This window comes from Saccharopolyspora antiqui (assembly GCF_052246905.1).
Classification (GTDB): Bacteria; Actinomycetota; Actinomycetes; order Mycobacteriales; family Pseudonocardiaceae; genus Saccharopolyspora.
The window spans coordinates 64,785-77,229 of the sequence record NZ_JBQQBO010000002.1; the positions used below are offsets into that span (position 1 = coordinate 64,785).

12 protein-coding genes are annotated in these 12,445 nt (G+C 70.0%); 8 read left to right on the forward strand and 4 right to left on the reverse strand.

The features are described from left to right. Positions 1-36 precede the first annotated feature (36 nt). The 3 genes from ACTWQN_RS04735 (at position 37) to ACTWQN_RS04745 (ending at position 2,964) form a co-directional block, all read left to right on the forward strand. The gene (locus tag ACTWQN_RS04735) at positions 37-1,071 is read left to right on the forward strand and encodes an NAD-dependent epimerase/dehydratase family protein (protein WP_443202086.1); all 1,035 of its coding nucleotides are present in this window, start codon (positions 37-39) and stop codon (positions 1,069-1,071) included. A gap of 158 nt (positions 1,072-1,229) precedes the next feature. Continuing rightward, positions 1,230-2,153 (forward strand): lysophospholipid acyltransferase family protein, encoded by a 924-nt coding sequence (locus ACTWQN_RS04740; RefSeq protein WP_443202087.1) that lies wholly within the window; start codon positions 1,230-1,232, stop codon positions 2,151-2,153. A gap of 403 nt (positions 2,154-2,556) precedes the next feature. Then, on the forward strand, positions 2,557-2,964 hold the full coding sequence (locus ACTWQN_RS04745) for a VOC family protein (protein WP_443202088.1): 408 nt from the start codon (positions 2,557-2,559) through the stop codon (positions 2,962-2,964). Between the two features lie 103 nt (positions 2,965-3,067). Here the strand turns inward: ACTWQN_RS04745 and ACTWQN_RS04750 are convergent, their stop codons facing one another. Then, complete coding sequence (locus ACTWQN_RS04750) at positions 3,068-3,955, reverse strand: HAD family hydrolase (protein WP_443202491.1); 888 nt, start codon at positions 3,953-3,955, stop codon at positions 3,068-3,070. Positions 3,956-4,143: 188 nt separating this feature from the next. Continuing rightward, positions 4,144-4,710 carry a sigma-70 family RNA polymerase sigma factor gene (locus ACTWQN_RS04755; protein WP_443202492.1) on the reverse strand — a complete coding sequence of 189 codons (567 nt, stop codon included), beginning with the start codon at positions 4,708-4,710 and terminating at the stop codon, positions 4,144-4,146. Positions 4,711-5,174: 464 nt separating this feature from the next. Between ACTWQN_RS04755 and ACTWQN_RS04760 the strand changes: the two genes are divergently transcribed. The 5 genes from ACTWQN_RS04760 to ACTWQN_RS04780 all read left to right on the forward strand — a co-directional run bounded on the left by ACTWQN_RS04760 (position 5,175) and on the right by ACTWQN_RS04780 (position 10,536). Next, a complete protein-coding gene (locus tag ACTWQN_RS04760; RefSeq protein WP_443202493.1) occupies positions 5,175-5,411 on the forward strand; it encodes a glutaredoxin family protein in 237 nt (78 codons plus the stop codon). 415 nt (positions 5,412-5,826) lie between these two features. Continuing rightward, complete coding sequence (locus tag ACTWQN_RS04765; protein ID WP_443202089.1) at positions 5,827-6,672, forward strand: redox-sensing transcriptional repressor Rex; 846 nt, start codon at positions 5,827-5,829, stop codon at positions 6,670-6,672. Continuing rightward, positions 6,669-8,054 carry a glutamyl-tRNA reductase gene (locus ACTWQN_RS04770; RefSeq protein WP_443202090.1) on the forward strand — a complete coding sequence of 462 codons (1,386 nt, stop codon included), beginning with the start codon at positions 6,669-6,671 and terminating at the stop codon, positions 8,052-8,054. Before ACTWQN_RS04765 ends, ACTWQN_RS04770 begins: the two co-directional genes overlap by 4 nt. After that, a complete protein-coding gene (gene hemC / locus ACTWQN_RS04775; protein ID WP_443202091.1) occupies positions 8,051-8,989 on the forward strand; it encodes a hydroxymethylbilane synthase in 939 nt (312 codons plus the stop codon). Before ACTWQN_RS04770 ends, hemC begins: the two co-directional genes overlap by 4 nt. A 14-nt stretch (positions 8,990-9,003) precedes the next feature. Then, a complete protein-coding gene (locus ACTWQN_RS04780) occupies positions 9,004-10,536 on the forward strand; it encodes a bifunctional uroporphyrinogen-III C-methyltransferase/uroporphyrinogen-III synthase (RefSeq protein ID WP_443202092.1) in 1,533 nt (510 codons plus the stop codon). A gap of 256 nt (positions 10,537-10,792) precedes the next feature. On the opposite strand, the gene ACTWQN_RS04785 is transcribed toward ACTWQN_RS04780, so the two are convergent. Together ACTWQN_RS04785 and ACTWQN_RS04790 are read right to left on the reverse strand one after the other, a co-directional pair. Then, entirely contained in the window at positions 10,793-10,870 is a 78-nt protein-coding gene (locus ACTWQN_RS04785; protein WP_443202494.1) for a hypothetical protein, read from the reverse strand. Next, positions 10,867-12,393: a glycoside hydrolase family 3 protein gene (locus ACTWQN_RS04790; protein ID WP_443202093.1), complete on the reverse strand. Its 1,527-nt coding sequence runs from the start codon at positions 12,391-12,393 to the stop codon at positions 10,867-10,869. The genes ACTWQN_RS04785 and ACTWQN_RS04790 overlap by 4 nt, the downstream gene beginning before the upstream one ends. Positions 12,394-12,445: the final 52 nt, after the last annotated feature.

A 12,445-nucleotide genomic window follows, 5' to 3' on the forward strand; every position in this document is an offset into this window, starting at 1 on the left:
CAGTCGGCGACCGTGCCGAAGAGCGCAGGGAGACACATGGGGCCGAAGGTCGTGCTGGTGACGGGGGTCAGCCGCTTCCTCGGCGGGCACCTCGCCGCGCGACTGGCGGCCAACCCGCTGGTGGAGCGGATCCTCGGGGTGGACACGGTGCAACCCGGTCGCGATCTGCTGCGCCGGATGGGCCGCACCGAGTTCGTCCGCGCCGACATCCGCAACCCGCTGATCACCAAGGTGATCGCGAACGCCAAGGTCGACACGGTGGTGCACGCGGCGGTCAACTCCCATTCCGGGCCCGGTGGTCGGGTCACGATGAAGGAGATGAACGTCATCGGCACCATGCAGCTGCTGGCCGCCTGCCAGCAGTCGCCGCTGGTGCGCAAGGTGGTGGTCCGCTCGACCTGCGCGGTCTACGGGTCGAGTTCGCGGGACCCGGCGGTGTTCACCGAGGACATCGAGCCGAAGGACCTGCCGTCGTCCGGCTACGCCAAGGACGCGGTGGAGATCGAGGGCTACGTGCGCGGCTTCGGTCGGCGACGGCCCGAGGTGGACATCACCACGCTGCGGTTCAGCAACCTGATCGGCCCGCGCATCGACGCCATGCTCACCCGCTACTTCGCGCTGCCCGTGGTGCCGACCGTGCTGGGCTTCGACGCGCGGCTGCAACTGCTGCACTCCGAGGACGCGTTGGCGGTGCTGGAGCGGGCGACGCTGGCGGACAAGCCCGGTGTGTTCAACGTCGCTGGTGACGGAGTGCTGATGCTCTCGCAGGCCATCCGGCGGGCCGGTCGGATCGCGATGCCGCTGCCGAGCATGGCGGTGTCGCCGCTGACCCAGTTCTTCCGCAGCGCGCGGCTGGTGGACTTCTCGCCGGAGCAGCTGCGGTACCTCAACTTCGGCCGGGTGCTGGACACCACCAAGCTCCGCGAGGAGTTCGGGTTCACCCCGCGTTGGACCACCCAGCAGGCCTTCGACGACTTCGTGCGCGGCCGGGGGCTGAAACCGGTGGTCGACCCGGAGAACGTGCTGGCGTTGGAACGCAGCGCCGGGGACCTGCTGGCGAAACTGCGATGACGGAGGCGTCATGAGCGACGATCTGGTGTTCTGCGCTCGTGTAAGCCGACCGGGTGTGGGTGTCCCACAAGATGCGGAGGCGTCATGAGCGACAATCTGGTGTTCTGCGCTCGTGTAAGCCGACCGGGTGTGGGTGTCCCACAAGATGCGGAGGCGTGATGGCGGATGCGCAGGTGATCCCGCTGCGCGCGGCGGACCGGGAGCGCCCGGGCACGGCGGCGCCGCCGCTACCGGACGAACCGGTCTGGCAGGACACCGTCATGGACGTGCTGGCCTTCGCCCGGCGGCGGTTGCTCGGTGACTACAAGGTCGACGAGTTCGGTTTCGACGAGGAGCTGACCGACGAGGTCTTCCTCCGCATGCTGCGGCCGTTCTACGAGAAGTGGTTCCGGGTCGAGGTGATCGGCGGTCACCACGTGCCCGGCGAACGCGGTGCGCTCGTGGTCGCCAACCACTCCGGCACGCTGCCGTGGGATGCGCTGATGACCACGGTGGCGTTGCACGACCACCACCCGGCGCACCGGCACCTGCGGATGCTCGGCGCCGATCTGGTGTTCGAGATGCCGATGCTCGGCGCGCTGGCGCGCAAGGCCGGGCACACGCTGGCCTGCAACCCGGACGCGGAACGGCTGCTGACCAACGACGAGCTGGTCGGGGTGTGGCCGGAAGGCTTCAAGGGCATCGGCAAACCGTTCAAGGACCGGTACAAGCTGCAGCGCTTCGGGCGCGGCGGGTTCGTTTCGGCGGCGTTGCGCACCGGGGCGCCGATCGTGCCCTGCGCCATCGTGGGCGCCGAGGAGATCTACCCGAAGCTGGCCGACATCAAGCCGCTGGCGCGGTTGCTCGGGATCCCGTACTTCCCGGTCACGCCGTTCTTCCCGCACCTCGGGCCGTTGGGTGCGGTGCCGTTGCCGTCGAAGTGGTACATCGAGTTCGGGGAGCCGATCGAGACCTCGACCTACCCGGAGGGCGCCGCGGACGACCCGATGCTGGTGTTCGGGCTCAGCGACCAGGTCCGCGAGATCATCCAGCAGACCCTCTACCGGCTGCTCTCCCAACGCACCAACGTCTTCCTGGGGTAACCCCACCCGGTCCGGCGGCGACCGTTGCGCCGACACCGTCCAGTCCGAACTGGACAATCGGGTTTCCAGACTGCTGCTGGGCGGCGAGGTCTAGCCCGGTGCCACCCGGACTGCTGATCCGGTGGCTTCGGAGGTGCGCGAACTCCACCGGGCTGGCGAGGATGGATGCCGAGCTACCGCAGGGTGGTCCGGCCCAGGTGGTGGCGACCGGCGATGACCGGACGCGCGGGCGGGAGGGGTGCGCCCGGTCATCGAACGGGCCGGTGCGATGGACGGGGATGCCACCGCACCGGCCCGACTCGTCGGACGGCAACGCGGGGTCCAGCCCGCTTCGCCGCTCACGACTGTCGTGGTCGCCGAATACGGTCAGCTGCCCCTGTTCCTTACAGCTGAGGAGAATCCAATGACCTCACGGCTCAACCCGTACATCAACTTCGAAGGCAACGCCCGGCAAGCCATCGAGTTCTACAAGAGCGTCTTCGGCGGCAACCTGGCGATGAGCACCTACGGGGACTTCGGTTCGAAGGACGCGCCGGAGACCGACAAGATCATGCACGCCATGCTGGAGACCGACAGCGGCTTCGCGCTGATGGTCGCCGACCTCCCGCCCGGCATGGAATACAAGCCGGGCAACAACATCTCGGTGAGCCTCAGCGGAGACGACGACGCCGAGCTGCGCGGCTACTGGGAGAAGCTTTCCGAAGGAGGCGTGGTGTCGGTCCCGCTGGAGAAGCAGACGTGGGGCGACGTCTTCGGCATGTGCACCGACAAGTTCGGCATCACCTGGCTGGTCGACATCAGCGGCACGTGACGGATCGCCCGTTCTGCCCGCCACACCTGCGCGACGGGCAGAACGAGCGACCAGCGCCCGGCACGATCGTCGCGGCGCTTCGGGCACACCGAGCCGGTGTCGTTCACGACCTGTCGCGGCGGCGGTAGGCGAGGCCTGCTGCGACGGCTCCGGCGATGGCGCTGGCGCCGAGCATCGAGTTCAGGCCGATCCGGGCCGCCTTCCGGCCCGTTCGGAAGTCGCGGACCTCCCAACCCCTGGCTCGGGCGATGTCGCGCAGGCGCTGGTCCGGGTTCACCGCGACCGCCGTGCCGACCGCCGAGAGCATCGGGATGTCGTTGGCCGAGTCCGAGTACGCGGTGCAGCGGCGCAGGTCCAGGCCTTCGCTGGTGGCCAGTGCGCGGACCGCGTGCGCCTTCGCCCGGCCGTGCAGCATTTCGCCGACCAGCCGCCCGGTGTAGACGCCGTTCGCGCTCTCCGCGACGGTGCCCAGCGCGCCGGTGAGGCCGAGCCGCCGCGCGATGATCTGCGCCAGCTCCACCGGGGTCGCTGTCACCAGCCACACCCGCTGCCCCGCGTCCAGGTGCATCTGGGCCAGCGCTCGGGTGCCCGCCCAGATGCGGTCCGCCATCAGCTCGTCGTAGATCTCCTCGCTGAGCTCGACCAGTTCCGAGACCTTGCGCCCGGCCACGAACGACAGCGCCTGCTCCCGGCTGGCGTGCATGTCCTGCGAGCTCTCCCGGCCGCCGACCCGGAACTTCAGCTGCTGCCAGGCGAATCCGGCCAGGTCGGTGGCGGTGAGGAACTTGCGGGCGGCCAGGCCGCGGGCGAAGTGGAACAGCGAGGCGCCCATCATCATCGTGTTGTCGACGTCGAAGAACGCCGCGGCGGTGAGGTCGGGCGGGGTGGCCAGCGAGCCGTCCGGACCGGGTGCGGCGGCGACGGCGGCTTCGGCGGACGCGCGACCGGCCAGCTTCGCGCTGTCGATCTGGTCCGCGCCAGATGCGCGCATGCCGTGCTGATCCGCGCCATCGGCTGGGCCTTGACGTGTCGGCACCGCCGCGCCTCCCGGGTCCTCCGGTGTGATCGTGTGCGAAGTTTTCTGGTCTTACCGGTCCGGGGCGAACCGGCTGGAGCAGGGTTCTAGCTTAAGACCTGACTTCAACCACACTTGCGCACCTCCGCAGGCCCGGCAACGGACTAGCGGAGATCATCCGGCAGCAGTTGCGCCAACCGCCGGATCGCCCGGTGCTGCAGGGCCTTCACGGCGCCTTCGCCGCGCTGCATCGCGGCCGCGGTCTCGGTGACCGACAGCCCCTGCAGGAACCGCAATCGGATGCACTCCCGCTGGTCGGGGTTGAGCTGCCGGACGCAGCGCAGCAGCTCGCGGTGGGTGGCCTCGGTGAGCACGTGGTGTTCCGGCCCGAGGTGCACCCGGTGGACCGGCGAGTTGTCGGTGAGGTCCGAGGTGGGGATCTCCAACCGGTTCCGGCTGGACTTGATGTGGTCGAGGATGAGGTTCTTGGCGATGGTGATGAACCAGGCCGCCACATCGCGGCCCTGGTAGCTGATCGAGGCGATCCGGCGCAGCGCTCGCAGGAAGGTCTCGCTGGTGATGTCCTCGGCCAGGCAGTGGTCGCTGACCCGGAACAGCACGTAGCGGTAGACGATCTGGGCGTACTCGTCGTAGAGGTGTCCGAAGGCGTCGTTGTCACCCTGCTGTGCGGCGCTGACGTAGGCCCAGTTCTCGGCGCCTGGCCGGGGCATCGGCGTGGTGACCGGGGCGTCGACGTTGCGGAAGGGGGCGGGGGGTGCGAGCGTCTCCGGGCTGCTCATCTCTTGCGACCTCCTGCCGTCGTTGGCGGACCGGCCTGGTGCTGGTGGGACGCACTGACGCCGGTGTCATGTCGCGGTGTCCTGCGGGACACCCGCCTCCGACAGCCGCGTTGAGCGCGGGGGTGTCGCTCATTCGGGCCTCCAGACTCGGCCTGGGTGACGCCGGGGGCGTGGGCGTTGGAGCAGCATACGTGTTGTTACTCAGAAGTAGGTAGTACTTCACGGTGATGGTTTGGTTGCGCTACGTGTTCGACTGGGGATAATGCGCCATCCGGATAGGTGATTTTGGACACGTGACCAGTGCGATCGGTGATGCGTTCGCCGTCCCCGCCGCAGTGGTCCGCTGGGTAGGTTGGAAGCCGCGAATCGGCCCGAATTTCTCCTGGAGCGAAGGCATGCGCGAGGTGACCGTGATGACCCGCGAGGGTTGCCACTCATGTGCGGACGCGATCTCCGACGTGCGGCGGATCTGCGCCGAGCTCGGTGTGCCCTGGGCCGCCGAGGACGTGGACACCGACGCCGAGCTGCGCGCCGAGTACGGCGACCGGGTTCCGGTGATCTTGATCGATGGAGTCGAGCACGGCTACTGGAAGGTCGAGGAGGACCGTTTCCGCCGCGCCTTGGCGCACTGAGGTGCTGATCTTGTGCCCGGGACGTCGCTCGCGTGCCCCAGACCACGCGTTTTGGCACGTCGGGGGGCTATCGGCAATGATGGAGGACAGGTTTGCGCCTCCGGTGGAGCTTGACCCAGCGACTTTGTGCCTGCGTTCACAAATTGGTTAACGTGTACGGGTCGGGTCACCGGAATCTCGGTGTGAATCAGCGGATCAGGTGTGTCGGGTCGTCGGTTTTCCGGCGGCGCTCGCGGGCGACGCCGAGGCCGCCGAGAGGTAGACCGGTCGACGTCGGCTCCCCGTCCGCGCAGCGGTGTCGGGAATCCGACGACGACGGTTGCGCGCGACCGCGCCCAGTGGGTGCGGGTGCGCGGGCAGAAGTCAGCCAGGCAGAAGTTAGCCAGTGCAGTAGGCAGGGCGAGGGAGATCCAGCGTGACGGCCCACGGAGCGGACGTGCAGGACGGTGACGGGCAGGCCGAGGCCGAATCCCGGACCGAGCCCAAGCAGTCGCCAGCGGTCGAGGTGCCCGCGGCGCGGGAACGTGCCAGGGCGATCCCCGAAGCGGCCGTCGCCAGGTTGGCGGTCTACCTGCGCGCCCTGTCCGCGCTGGCCGAGCAGAACGTGGGCACGGTGTCCAGCGACGAACTCGCGGTCGCCGCCGGGGTCAACTCGGCCAAGCTGCGCAAGGACCTGTCCTACATCGGCTCCTACGGCACCCGCGGTGTCGGTTACGAGGTGTCGGTGCTCATCGGGCAGATCGAGCGCATCCTCGGGCTTACCCGCAAGCACAGCGTCGCGGTGGTCGGGATCGGTAACCTCGGCCACGCGCTGGCCAACTACGGCGGCTTCCCCAACCGCGGCTTCCCGGTGTCCGCGCTGTTCGACCTGGACCCGGACCTGATCGGCGTGCCGGTCGGCGGCATCCCGGTCAACCACATCGACGACATCGTCGAGGTCTGCGTCGAGCGAGAGGTCACCATCGGCGTCATCGCCACCCCGGTGCAGGGCGCCCAGGACGTCTGCGATCGCTTGGTTGCCGGTGGCGTTACGTGCATCCTGAACTTCGCGCCCGTCGTGCTGAAGGTTCCCGAAGACGTCGAGGTGCGCAAGGTCGACTTGGCGGTGGAGATGCAGATCCTGTCGTTCCACGTGGCCCGACGCCAGCAGGAGGCGGCCGCGCGGTCCGAAGTGGACGGAGCGGACGTCGGACCGCCGGGCCCCGGCGGTCAGGTGCCAGGTGACATCGAATCGGCGAACAGGATGGTGGAACGGCTGTGAACCTGCTCACCGTCGGGATTTCCCACCACAGCGCCCCGGTCCGAGTGCTGGAGCGGGTCGCGATCAGCACGGCGGACGTCCCCAAGATCCTCGACGAGCTGCTGCGGCGCGAGCACGTGTGCGAGGCGTTGGTCATCTCGACCTGCAACCGCGTCGAGGTGTACGTGGTCGCGGAGACCTTCCACGGCGGCCTGGACGACGTGACCTCGGTGCTGGCCAGGCACGCGGGTGCGGAGGTCGCCGAACTCGCCGATCACCTCTACGTCTTCTACGCGGGCGCCGCGGTGGAGCACCTGTTCTCGGTGTCCTCGGGCCTGGACTCGATGGTCATCGGCGAGGCGCAGATCCTCGGCCAGCTGCGGCAGGCCTACGGCACCGCTGACGAGGCCGGCACCGTCGGCAAGACGCTGCACGAACTCGCGCAGCAGGCCCTTCGGGTCGGCAAGCGGGTGCACGCCGAGACCGGCATCGACGGCGAAGGCGCGTCGGTGGTGTCCGAGGCGCTCGCCGACGCGGAGGTCGCGTTGGGCGGCCTGGCCGGGCGCAGCGCACTGGTGGTCGGCGCGGGCTCGATGGGTGGCCTGGCCGCCGCGCAGCTCAAACGCGTCGGCATCGGCGAAGTCGTGATCGCCAACCGCACTGCTGCTAACGGTGAGCGGCTGGCCGAATCGCTGCGCACCGACGGTGTCGTCGCCCGCGCCGTGGACCTGGCCGACCTCTCCGGCGCGATCGCCGCCGCTGATCTCGTGGTGACCTGCACCGGCGCGATCGGTGCCGTGGTGACCGAAGACGTGGTGGCCGCCGCGCTGACCGTTCGCGACGACCGGCCGCTGCTGTGCTGCGACCTGGGCCTGCCCCGGGATATCGCGGCCGAGGTGGCCGAACTGCCCGGCGTGACCGTCGTCGACCTGGAGAGCCTGCAGCAACGGCTGTCCGACAAGCAGGGCGGCAACGAGTCCGAGCGAGCCGCGCAGATCGTCACCGAAGAACTGCGCAACTACCTCGCCGCGCAGCGCTCGGCCGAGGTGACCCCGACCGTGACCGCGCTGCGCAAGCGGGCCGCCGAGGTGGTGGACGGCGAGCTGCTGCGGCTGGACTCCCGGCTGCCCGAGCTCGACGGCGACGTGCGCGACGAACTGGCGCGCACGGTCCGACGAGTGGTGGACAAGCTGCTGCACACGCCGACGGTCCGGGTCAAGCAACTGGCGTCGGTGCCCGGTGGCGCCGGGTACGCCGACGCGCTCCGAGAGCTTTTCGAACTCGATCCGCAGGCCACCGCGGTGCTCGGGATCCCGCAGGCCGACGACGGCCTGCCCGGTGGAGCCACCGTCGCCCGGGCTCGGCTGCGCGATCGAGCTGAACAGGACGGTGAGGACCGTTGAACAAGACCCTCCGCATCGGCACCCGCGGCAGCGCCCTGGCGATGGCGCAGAGCTCGCAGGTCGCCGAGGAGCTGGAGAAGGCTGGTTACCCGACCCAGCTGGTCACCGTGACGACCCACGGCGACCGCTCGATGGCACCGATCGCCGAGATCGGTGTCGGTGTGTTCACCTCGGCGCTGCGCGAAGCGCTGGCCACCGGTGAGGTGGACGTCGCGGTGCACTCCTACAAAGACCTGCCGACCGCACCGGACCCCCGGTTGTCGCTGGCCGCTGTCCCGGTCCGGGAGGACCCGAGGGACGCGCTGGTGGCACGGGATGGTCTGACGCTCGGTGAACTGCCCCCGGGGTCCGTTGTGGGCACCGGTTCGCCGCGCCGCGCCAGCCAGCTCCGGGCCCTGGGCCTCGGGCTGGAGGTGCGCGGCATCCGCGGCAATGTGGACACTCGCATGCGCAAGGTGACCGACGGTGAGCTGGACGCCGTCGTGCTCGCCCGAGCCGGGCTGGCCCGCGTGGGCCGGCTTGCGGTGATCACGGAAACGCTCGATCCACTGCAGATGCTGCCCGCGCCCGCTCAGGGCGCGCTCGCAGTGGAATGCCGCGTCGACGACGTGGACACCGAGCACCTGCTGCAGTCCGTTTTGGACGATCAGGCCAGCCGCGCCGCGGTGGCCGCCGAGCGCGCCATGTTGGCCGCGCTCGAAGCGGGCTGTAGCGCGCCCGTCGGCGCGCTGGCCGAAGTGGTGGATGACCTCGACGAGGACGGGCGCGTGGCGCTGCGACTGTCCCTGCGCGGGGTGGTAGCGACCGAAGACGATCGGTTGGTGCGCGCTTCCGCCACTGGTGAGACGACCGCCGCCGAGCAGCTGGGCCGGGAGTTGGCCGCCCAGCTGCTCGAAGCCAGGGCCGCTCTGCTCAGCGGCCCGGGCAGTAGTTGATGGGGAGTGCCCTGATGACCCGAGCACGCAAGACCCCCGGACGGATTGCTTTCGTGGGCTCCGGTCCCGGTGACGCAGGACTGCTCACCGTCCGGGGCCGGGATGTGATCACCCGGGCCGCCTTGCTGGTGACCGATCCGGACGTACCCGCCGACATCATCGGCCAGGCCGCTGACGGCGCCGAGGTACGCCCTGCTGTGGGCGACCCGGCGGATGTGGCCGGGGACCTGGTGAACGAGGCGTCGACCGGTCGCACGGTGGTGCGCCTGGTCGCCGGCGATCCGCTGACCGCCGACGCGGTGGTCCGCGAGGTGCGGGAGGTTGCGAAGACCGGTGCCGCCTTCGACGTCATCCCCGGTGTTGCCGCTGGCAGCGCGGTTCCGGCCTATGCCGGTATCGCGCTCGGCGCGGTGCACACCGAGGTGGACGTTCGCGGTGACGTCGACTGGGCGTCGCTGGCGACGGTGCCCGGTGCGCTGGTGCTGCACACCACCGGCAGCCACCTGGCCGAGGCCGCGTCACGGCTGGTCGAGCACGGCAGGCCCGCGCAGACCGCGGTCGCGGTGACCGCCTCCGGTACCACGGTCGCGCAGCGCACCATCGACACGACGCTGGCCTCGCTGGCCGCCGACGCGGGTGAGCTGCAGGGCCACCTGGTGGTGACCATCAGCGACATCGTGTCCGAGCGCGGCGAGCTCTCCTGGTGGGAGTCCCGCTCGCTGTACGGCTGGAAGGTGCTGGTACCGCGCACCAAGGAACAGGCCGGGGTGATGAGCGACCGGCTGTGGTCGCACGGCGCCGTCTCGCACGAGGTGCCGACGATCTCGGTCGAGCCGCCGCGCAGCCCCGCGCAGATGGAGCGCGCGGTCAAGGGCCTGGTCGACGGCCGCTACCAGTGGGTGGTGTTCACCTCGGCCAACGCGGTGCGCGCGGTGTGGGAGAAGTTCGGCGAATTCGGGCTGGACGCGCGGGCCTTCTCCGGTGTCAAGATCGCCTGCGTCGGCGAGGCCACCGCGGCGAAGGTGCGGTCCTTCGGCATCGTGCCGGAGCTGCTGCCTTCCGGTGACCAGTCCAGCGAGGGCCTGCTGAGCGAATTCCCGCCGCACGACGACATCCTCGACCCGGTCGACCGGGTGCTGCTGCCGCGTGCGGACATCGCCACCGAGACGCTGTCGGCCGGGCTGCGCGAGCGCGGCTGGGAGGTCGACGACGTCACGGCCTACCGCACGGTTCGGGCCGCGCCGCCGCCCGCGGAAACCCGCGAGATGATCAAGACCGGTGGGTTCGACGCGGTGTGCTTCACCTCGTCGTCCACGGTCCGCAACCTGGTCGGCATCGCGGGCAAGCCGCACGCCCGGACGTTGGTGGCCTGCATCGGCCCGAACACTGCGGAGACGGCGAAGGAGTTCGGCCTGCGGGTGGACGTGCAGCCGGAGGTCCCGCGCGTGGAGGACCTGGTGGACGCGCTCGCCGAGCACGCGGCCAGGCTGCGCGCCGAAGGTGCGCTACCGCCGCCGCGCAAGGCCAAGCGCGCCCGCCGCAGCTGACGTTCGGACTACTGGCTCGTGAGTGATCGTTTCGGTGCGAACCGGAATTCTCACTCACGAGCCGAGTTCGGCGCTTTCGAGAGCCCGCAGCGCGAACGTGGCCAGCCAGTGCGACACCACACGTCCACCAGCGGGTCCAGCGCCTGGGCGCCGAATGCGCGGCCACCGACGACCCTGCCGCCCAGTGTCCCCGCGCAGGCACAGTTGAGGTTCCGCTACCCGCACCGCAACGCAAAACCAGTACAAACACAGGCTTTCAGGTCGCGATGAAGTACCTGATCGCTGTGTTGCACAGCCAGACCGCGACGGCTGTCGGGATCTGGTTCTTGATCACCGCGTACTGGTCCTTGAGGTCGAGCTGGGCGGCGGGGACCAGGTTCCGAGCAGGCGGCGGGTGGCGGCCTGCGCGCAGACCCGGGCCGCCCCGAAGGTCTGGATCCAGCCGCGGAAGTCGGCGAAGTCGTCGCCGGGCACGCCCATGTCGACGATCACCGCCTGCGGGCAGCGTTCCCGCAGCTGCGCCAGGATCGGCGCCTGCCATTCGAACCGGTGCGAACTCCTGATCAGCACCACCACGTCCGCGTCGGGTCCGTACTCGTCGCGGTACTGGCCGAGTTCCGCCCGGACCATGCCGTCGCCGTTGTAGGTGCTGCCGTTCACGGCCACCACCTCCAGATCCACGCCCGCGTCCCGCAGCGGTTGCTCGACGCCCCAGGACGATTTGCCAGCGGCCGGTGAATGCGTCGGGTCCAGCCGGATGACCAGCGCCCGCCCGCCGCGCAGCCCCGGGTTTCCGTGCAGTACCGGGTCGCCGTGCACGACCACGACGTCGTCGGCGAGCTGCTGCCCCACCGAGTCGTCGTGCCCGGTGGCGGCGGGCTTCGGCCGGTTGCCGAGCCGGGAGATCCGCTCGTTGGCCTCGAACAGCCGCTGCTCGCTCAGCGTTCCGTTCCGCACCGCGCCGACCAGCGCGTCGACGGCCGCGGCGACGTCCTCCTGGTAGGCCCAGGCGCCGAGGCAGAGCGCGTCGGCACCCGTGGCGATGGCCCGCACCGCGGCCTCGGGAAGCCCCGCGACATCCCGGATTCCGTGCATCTCCAGGGCATCGGTGATGACCACGCCGTCGAATCCCAGCTCCGCCCGCAGGATTCCGGTGAGCACCGCGGCGCTGATGGTGGCGGGCACCTCGTCGATCTCGGTCAGCCGGACGTGCGAGACCATGATGCTGTCCACACCGGCGCTGATCGCCGATCGGAACGGATCGAGGTAGTGGTCGAGGAGTTCGGCCCGGGACAGCGGCACGACGGGGGTGCCCAGGTGCGCGTCCGTCCCGCTGAGGCCGTGTCCGGGGAAGTGCTTCGCGCAGGCGCTCACACCCGCGTCCTGCAGACCACCGACCCAGGCCGCCGCGTGCTCGCTGACCTGCGCGCGGTCCGCGCCGAAGCACCGGATCCCGTTCGGGCTCATCGGATTCACCGCGGTGTCCACCGCGGGCGCGAGATCCCAGTCGATCCCGGCCTCGACCAGCGACAGCCCGATCTGGTGGGCGGCCTGCCTGGTCCGCTGCGGATCGCCGAGCCGACCGAGTGCGTGGTTGCCCGGCACCGAAGTACCGCCGTAGTCCTCCAGGCGGTTGACGTCGCCGCCCTCCTCGTCGATCGCCAGCAGCACGTGGTCGCCGAGCGCGTGCAGCGACGCGGTCAGTTCACGCAGCTGCTCGCCGGCGCTGATGTCCTTGCCGAACAGGACGAATCCGCCCAGTCCGGCCTCGATGCGTTCCTTCGCCCAGCGCGTGACGTAGGTCCGGCCCAGCGCGGGGAAGAGCACGCCGTGAGCTAGTCGGGACAGGTCGTTCATGCGGGTCCTCCCAGAGCCTGCCTTAACTCGTTTGCTTTGCGGTGCGGGTAAG

What these genes read in the sequence shown, in the direction of transcription:
- ACTWQN_RS04735 (WP_443202086.1), top strand. Translation starts at nt 37, where the DNA reads ATGGGGCCGAAGGTCGTGCTGGTGACGGGGGTCAGCCGCTTCCTCGGC.
- ACTWQN_RS04740 (WP_443202087.1), top strand. Translation starts at nt 1,230, where the DNA reads ATGGCGGATGCGCAGGTGATCCCGCTGCGCGCGGCGGACCGGGAGCGC.
- ACTWQN_RS04745 (WP_443202088.1), top strand. Translation starts at nt 2,557, where the DNA reads ATGACCTCACGGCTCAACCCGTACATCAACTTCGAAGGCAACGCCCGG.
- ACTWQN_RS04750 (WP_443202491.1), bottom strand. Translation starts at nt 3,955, where the DNA reads ATGCGCGCATCTGGCGCGGACCAGATCGACAGCGCGAAGCTGGCCGGT.
- ACTWQN_RS04755 (WP_443202492.1), bottom strand. Translation starts at nt 4,710, where the DNA reads ATGCCCCGGCCAGGCGCCGAGAACTGGGCCTACGTCAGCGCCGCACAG.
- ACTWQN_RS04760 (WP_443202493.1), top strand. Translation starts at nt 5,175, where the DNA reads ATGCGCGAGGTGACCGTGATGACCCGCGAGGGTTGCCACTCATGTGCG.
- ACTWQN_RS04780 (WP_443202092.1), top strand. Translation starts at nt 9,004, where the DNA reads ATGACCCGAGCACGCAAGACCCCCGGACGGATTGCTTTCGTGGGCTCC.
- ACTWQN_RS04790 (WP_443202093.1), bottom strand. Translation starts at nt 12,393, where the DNA reads ATGAACGACCTGTCCCGACTAGCTCACGGCGTGCTCTTCCCCGCGCTG.